This window comes from uncultured Cetobacterium sp., from assembly GCF_945952365.1.
Taxonomy (GTDB): Bacteria; Fusobacteriota; Fusobacteriia; order Fusobacteriales; family Fusobacteriaceae; genus Cetobacterium_A.
This window is the reverse complement of record NZ_CAMFHX010000056.1, coordinates 1-5,219: the sequence shown is the minus strand read 5'-3', so window position 1 is coordinate 5,219 and position 5,219 is coordinate 1. Positions and strand designations below refer to the sequence as shown.

The following is a 5,219-nucleotide window of genomic DNA, read 5'->3' as shown; positions in this document are numbered from 1 at the left end:
TATTATACCTCAAAGGATTGGAGTAGTTTCAATAAATTTTAAGTTAACAGAAACTATGAATTATAAAGAGGGAAGTATGAAAGAGTGCTCATTAAGTGTTGTAGATGCTGCAACAGATATTCTTTTAGAAAATTTATTAATAAAGTGTATTCCTGAGATAAGAAAGATTGATGGAGAGTATTATGCTCTTATGCCTGTAAAAAAAGAATTTGACAGACATATCTATTTTATAGCAGGTGTTAATAGAGGAAATTCTGCAAGTGAAATGGGAATGGCTTATGGAAGAATAAATTCAAGTAGTGCATTTGCATATTTTGGAATATCAATGCCATCGGTTGGAGAAATAGTTCCTTTTAATACAAGCACAATAAACTGTGAGTTAATTGTTTGTCAGGATTATAGATAAAAAATATAAAAACATTGCTTTTATTTTGAATACGTGATATACTTTAAAAGTAGTAAAGTTATAACCTAGATTAATAAGAAATTTTAAAGCACTATTTTGAAAAAGTACTTCTTTAGAATGTTATTATGTTGAAGTAATAATTACTAACAAAAAATAACGGAGGTACTTAAATGAAAGGTACAGTAAAATGGTTTAATGAAGAAAAAGGATTTGGATTTATCACTGGTGAGGACGGGAAAGACGTATTCGCACATTTCTCTCAAATCAAGAAAGATGGATTTAAATCTTTAAAAGAAAATGAAGAAGTAGAATTCGATGTTGTTAAAGGTGACAGAGGATTACAAGCAGAAAACATTACATCAAGATAATAATATAAAGGAGTTCCAACCGGAACTCCTTTTTTGTTGCTATTTTTTATTGTTTTAAATTTTCTAAAGCTGAATATTTAAAATCTTTATCAAGTGGGAATATAGGTCTTTTAACTTTAGTGTATTTTATATTTTCAATATCTTCATTTGTACTTCCATTAGTTAAAGCCATAATAGTTCTTTTAGAAAGCAGTTTGTGATGTTCAGTTAAATATCCAAGTTTACAAACAATTATATTTCGATTTTGAGGGTCTAGTCCAAGAGCTTCATACATATCAGGAGATATATAACCAACATGTTTTTCAGCAAGAACGATGTCCACATTATTTACTCTAAATACAGCTAAATCACTGTAATATGTCCCCCACTTTTCTAAATAGTTGATAACTTTTCCTTTTAGATTTAAAGGTGAAGTAGTTACTGTATCAAACTTAGCTCCGACAGATAATTCAATCTCTTTACCAAGATTTTCTTTACATTTCAAAGTGGCCTCAGGATCGTAAATTCCTCCATATATAATAGGAGTTGGAACTTTTAATGTTTGAGGATTATTTAAAATTATTTTTAAAAAATCTGTGCAATCAGATGATGATCCCGCCGTTGGATTGTCTCCTGAATCCGATAGATATATTGGGAATTTTTTATCTTTTAAAGCATCTAAGGCAACAGAGTAAGCCTCTATGGGTTCATAAGTTTCTGTGTGGAAAGAAAATTCTTTTCTTCTATCGAAAAACTCTTGAGCAATATCTATTGCAACACTATTAGCTAAAGCTTCAGTTTCAGCTACAACATATATCCCAACTCCAGCATCTTCAGAGTCAGCCCATGGATATCCCATTAAAATTGAAACAGCATCTATACCTTCAGAGCTTTCAAACTCTCTACATCTATTTATAAAGTAAACCATAGGTTCTGTTGAAGTTTCAGACTGTTCACCAGCAATAAGCATGGGAACTTTAATCCAAGCTTTTTTAGGTTTTTGATTTTTTTGGAATATATCAATCAGCATTTTAGCTGAGTGTTCACCTGTTTCAAAACAGTCAGTGTGAGGAGCACATTTATATCCAACATATGCATCAGCATATTCAAACATCTTATCTGTCATAGTTGTATGCATATCAAGAGCAACAACAATTGGAATATCTTTAAAATATTTTCGTAACCCCTCTAAAAGGTCGCCTTCGGCTTCTCCTAAACCAACCACTCTCATAGAACCATGTAAAGCTAAATTGATAGCATCAACTTTTTTAATTTTATCAGCTTCAATAGCTCTTTCAATAAACTCTTTTTTTAAACGAGAGTAAAGTTCAAAGCTAACCTCACCATTAGGAACAGCTCGAGCACTCAGAAGTGGTACAATATCGTATTCTTTCTCTTTTAGAGTATCTACAATTCCTCTTAGAGCGTTGTTTTTTGTTTCAAAAATAAGAGCATCTTCACCATATCTTATAGAAAAATCTCTTTCGTCAGCAATAATTGGATTGAATGAATTTGATTCGTGATGCATAGAACCTACTAAAACTCTTTTCATAATCTATCTCCTTTTATTTAAAATTTATTTTTTTAAATGACAAGCAACTAAATGTTGTGAATCATCTGTTGAACAATTTTTAAGAGAGGGCATCTCTAATCTACATTTTTCAAAAACTTCAGAGCATCTAGTGTTGAAAGGACAACCTGTAGGTCTATTTATAGGACTAGGGATATCTCCTTTTAAAACTATTCTCTCTCTTTTTTTATTAGCTTCAGCCACAGGAATAGCTGAAAGCAAAGCTTTTGTATAGGGATGAGCTGGGTTTTCATAGATATTTTTTTTATCTCCAATTTCAACAAGATTTCCCAAATACATAACCCCAACTCTATCAGAAATAAGTTCTACAACACTTAAATCATGAGAGATGAAAAAGTATGTTAAATTGAATTTTTCTTGTAAATCTTTAAAAATATTTATAACTTGAGCTTGAATACTAACATCTAAAGCTGAGATAGGCTCATCAGCTATAATTAAGCTAGGATTAACTGAGATGGCTCTTCCAATTCCAACTCTTTGTCTTTGTCCACCACTGAATTCATGAGGATATCTTTCAGCATGACCAGCACTCAATCCAACCATATCAAGCAGCTCGATGGCTTTTTCTTCTCTTTCTTTTTTCGAAAGAGTTGAATGAACTAAAAGGGGTTCAGATATTAAATTTTTAATTTTCATTCTAGGATTTAAAGAGCCGTAAGGGTCTTGGAAAATTACTTGCATATCTTTTCTGTATTTTAGCATCTCTTTTGAAGATAGATTTGTAATGTCATCGCCTTTAAAAAATATTTTGCCCTCTTCTACATCCAAAATTTTATTTATAACTCTACCAAGAGTTGATTTTCCACATCCACTTTCTCCAACAATAGATAAAGTTTCACCTTTGAAAATTTCTAAAGATACTCCATTAACAGCATGAACATATTTTTTTTCTTTTTTAAATCCTTTTTGAGAAACTAAAAATTTTTTATTAACATTTTCAAGTTTAACTAAAACTTCTTTCATACTACCCCTCCACCACTAACAAAATGACATCGACACTCTTTTTCATTTTGGAATTTTATGAGTTTTGGTTCCTGTTCAAAACAAATATTTTTAGCCTCTTTACATCTCGGAGCAAATTTACAACCAGTTGGCATATTTGATAATTCTGGAACCTTACCCTCTATATATGGTAAAGTTGTGGCACCACTTCCAAGTTTAGGAACAGAAGCAATCAATCCTTTTGTATAAGGATGAGCTGGATTATTAAAGAGATCATCGACTGTAGATTTTTCCATAATTCGACCAGCATACATAACAATAACTTTGTCGCAAGTTTCAGCGATAACTCCTAAATCGTGAGTGATTAAAAGAATTCCCATATCATGTTTATTTTTTAATTCCAATAGTAGTTCCATAATTTGAGCTTGGATAGTAACATCTAAAGCTGTTGTAGGTTCATCAGCTATAAGAAGTTGTGGATTACAAGACATCGCCATTGCAATCATAACTCTTTGGCACATCCCACCACTGAGTTGGTGTGGAAATCTATCTAAAACACTTTCAGGGCTTGGAATTCCAACAAGTTTTAGCATATTTAAAGCGTGTTCAGCAGCTTCTTTCTTATTGAAACCAAGATGTAGTTTTGTACACTCCATCAACTGATTTTTTATTTTTAAAATCGGATTTAAGGATGACATAGGGTCTTGGAAGATAGTAGCTATTTTTCCACCTCTAATTTTCCTCATCTCAGAGTTTGAAAAGTTTAGTATATTTTCTCCTTCAAAGAGCACTTTTCCATTTACAGTGGCATTAGTTTCTAAAAGTCTCATAATAGACATTGCTGTAACAGATTTTCCACTTCCACTCTCACCAACAAGCCCCAGAGTTTCACCTTTTTTTATATTGAAGTGAACATCCTCTATCGCAGTTAAACTTTTTTTATCTTTTTTAAATTCGGTTTTTAAGTTTTCCACTTCTAATAAATATTTTTCCATAGTCTCTCCTCTAATTTAATTTCGGATCTAAAGTATCTCTCAAACCATCACCTAAAAGGTTGAAGGCCAATACAGTTAAGAAAATCATAAGTCCTGGATAGAAAAGCATATGTGGTGCTAAGCCAATATAATCTCTACCAGTGGAAAGCATCGCCCCCCAATCTGGATTTGTAGGACTAGCTCCGAATCCTAAAAAACTTAGAGACGCAGCAGAAATAATTGCTGTTCCAATTCTCATAGTCAATGTAACTATAAGAGCTGGTAGGGTTCCAGGGAATATATGGATGAAAAGGATTCTGAAATCACTAACACCAATAGATTTACAAGCTTCAATATAAAGCTGTTTTTTCAATGAGATTGTTGAACTACGAACAATTCTTGTGAAAGATGGAATTCCATAGATAGCTATAGCAATAATAACATTTATAAGTCCAGGACCTATTATTGCAACGATTCCGATAGCTAAAAGCAGTCCAGGGAATGAAAACATAACATCACAACTTCTCATGATAATACTTTCAATTTTACCACCATAATACCCAGCAACAAGACCTAAAACACATCCTATCGAAGCTCCAATAGAAACAGCAGACAAAGAAACGAAAAGTGATAGACGAGTTCCAGCTACAACTCTACTAAAAAGGTCTCGCCCATATTCATCTGTTCCAAACCAATGCTTTGAAGTAGGTTCAGAAAGAAGATTTTCGTAGTCAGCATAGTTTATATCGTGAAGAGTGGGCTGAAATATTGCTATAAAAATCAGTAAGACTATAAATAAAAATGATATAAGAGCAACTTTTCGTTTTAAAAATTTTTCTAAAAACTCAGTAAATGGTTTTTTAATATTATTTTGTTCGTTCATATCTTCCTCCTTCAAGTTTAATGTTTCTGTTAACTTAAAATTTATTGAAACTACTCCAATCCTTTGAGGTATAATA

At 32.1% G+C, this 5,219-nt stretch carries 6 protein-coding genes; 2 read left to right on the top strand and 4 right to left on the bottom strand.

The genetic code is table 11. From position 1 onward, the window contains the following. On the top strand, positions 1-406 hold a 406-nt coding region (locus Q0O83_RS11735), incomplete at its 5' end, for a hypothetical protein (RefSeq protein WP_294097312.1). A 170-nt stretch (positions 407-576) separates the two neighbouring features. After that, entirely contained in the window at positions 577-774 is a 198-nt protein-coding gene (locus Q0O83_RS11730; protein ID WP_294097311.1) for a cold shock domain-containing protein, read from the top strand. A 46-nt stretch (positions 775-820) separates the two neighbouring features. On the opposite strand, the gene Q0O83_RS11725 is transcribed toward Q0O83_RS11730, so the two are convergent. From Q0O83_RS11725 to Q0O83_RS11710, 4 genes are read right to left on the bottom strand one after another with little or no spacing between them, the layout of a single operon-like run. Further along, complete coding sequence (locus Q0O83_RS11725; protein WP_294097308.1) at positions 821-2,305, bottom strand: M81 family metallopeptidase; 1,485 nt, start codon at positions 2,303-2,305, stop codon at positions 821-823. Positions 2,306-2,329: 24 nt separating this feature from the next. After that, the gene (locus Q0O83_RS11720; RefSeq protein WP_294097306.1) at positions 2,330-3,307 is read right to left on the bottom strand and encodes a dipeptide ABC transporter ATP-binding protein; all 978 of its coding nucleotides are present in this window, start codon (positions 3,305-3,307) and stop codon (positions 2,330-2,332) included. Then, the gene (locus Q0O83_RS11715) at positions 3,304-4,281 is read right to left on the bottom strand and encodes an ABC transporter ATP-binding protein (protein WP_294097304.1); all 978 of its coding nucleotides are present in this window, start codon (positions 4,279-4,281) and stop codon (positions 3,304-3,306) included. Before Q0O83_RS11715 ends, Q0O83_RS11720 begins: the two co-directional genes overlap by 4 nt. A gap of 10 nt (positions 4,282-4,291) precedes the next feature. Then, the gene (locus Q0O83_RS11710; protein ID WP_294097302.1) at positions 4,292-5,143 is read right to left on the bottom strand and encodes an ABC transporter permease subunit; all 852 of its coding nucleotides are present in this window, start codon (positions 5,141-5,143) and stop codon (positions 4,292-4,294) included. Positions 5,144-5,219 lie beyond the last annotated feature (76 nt).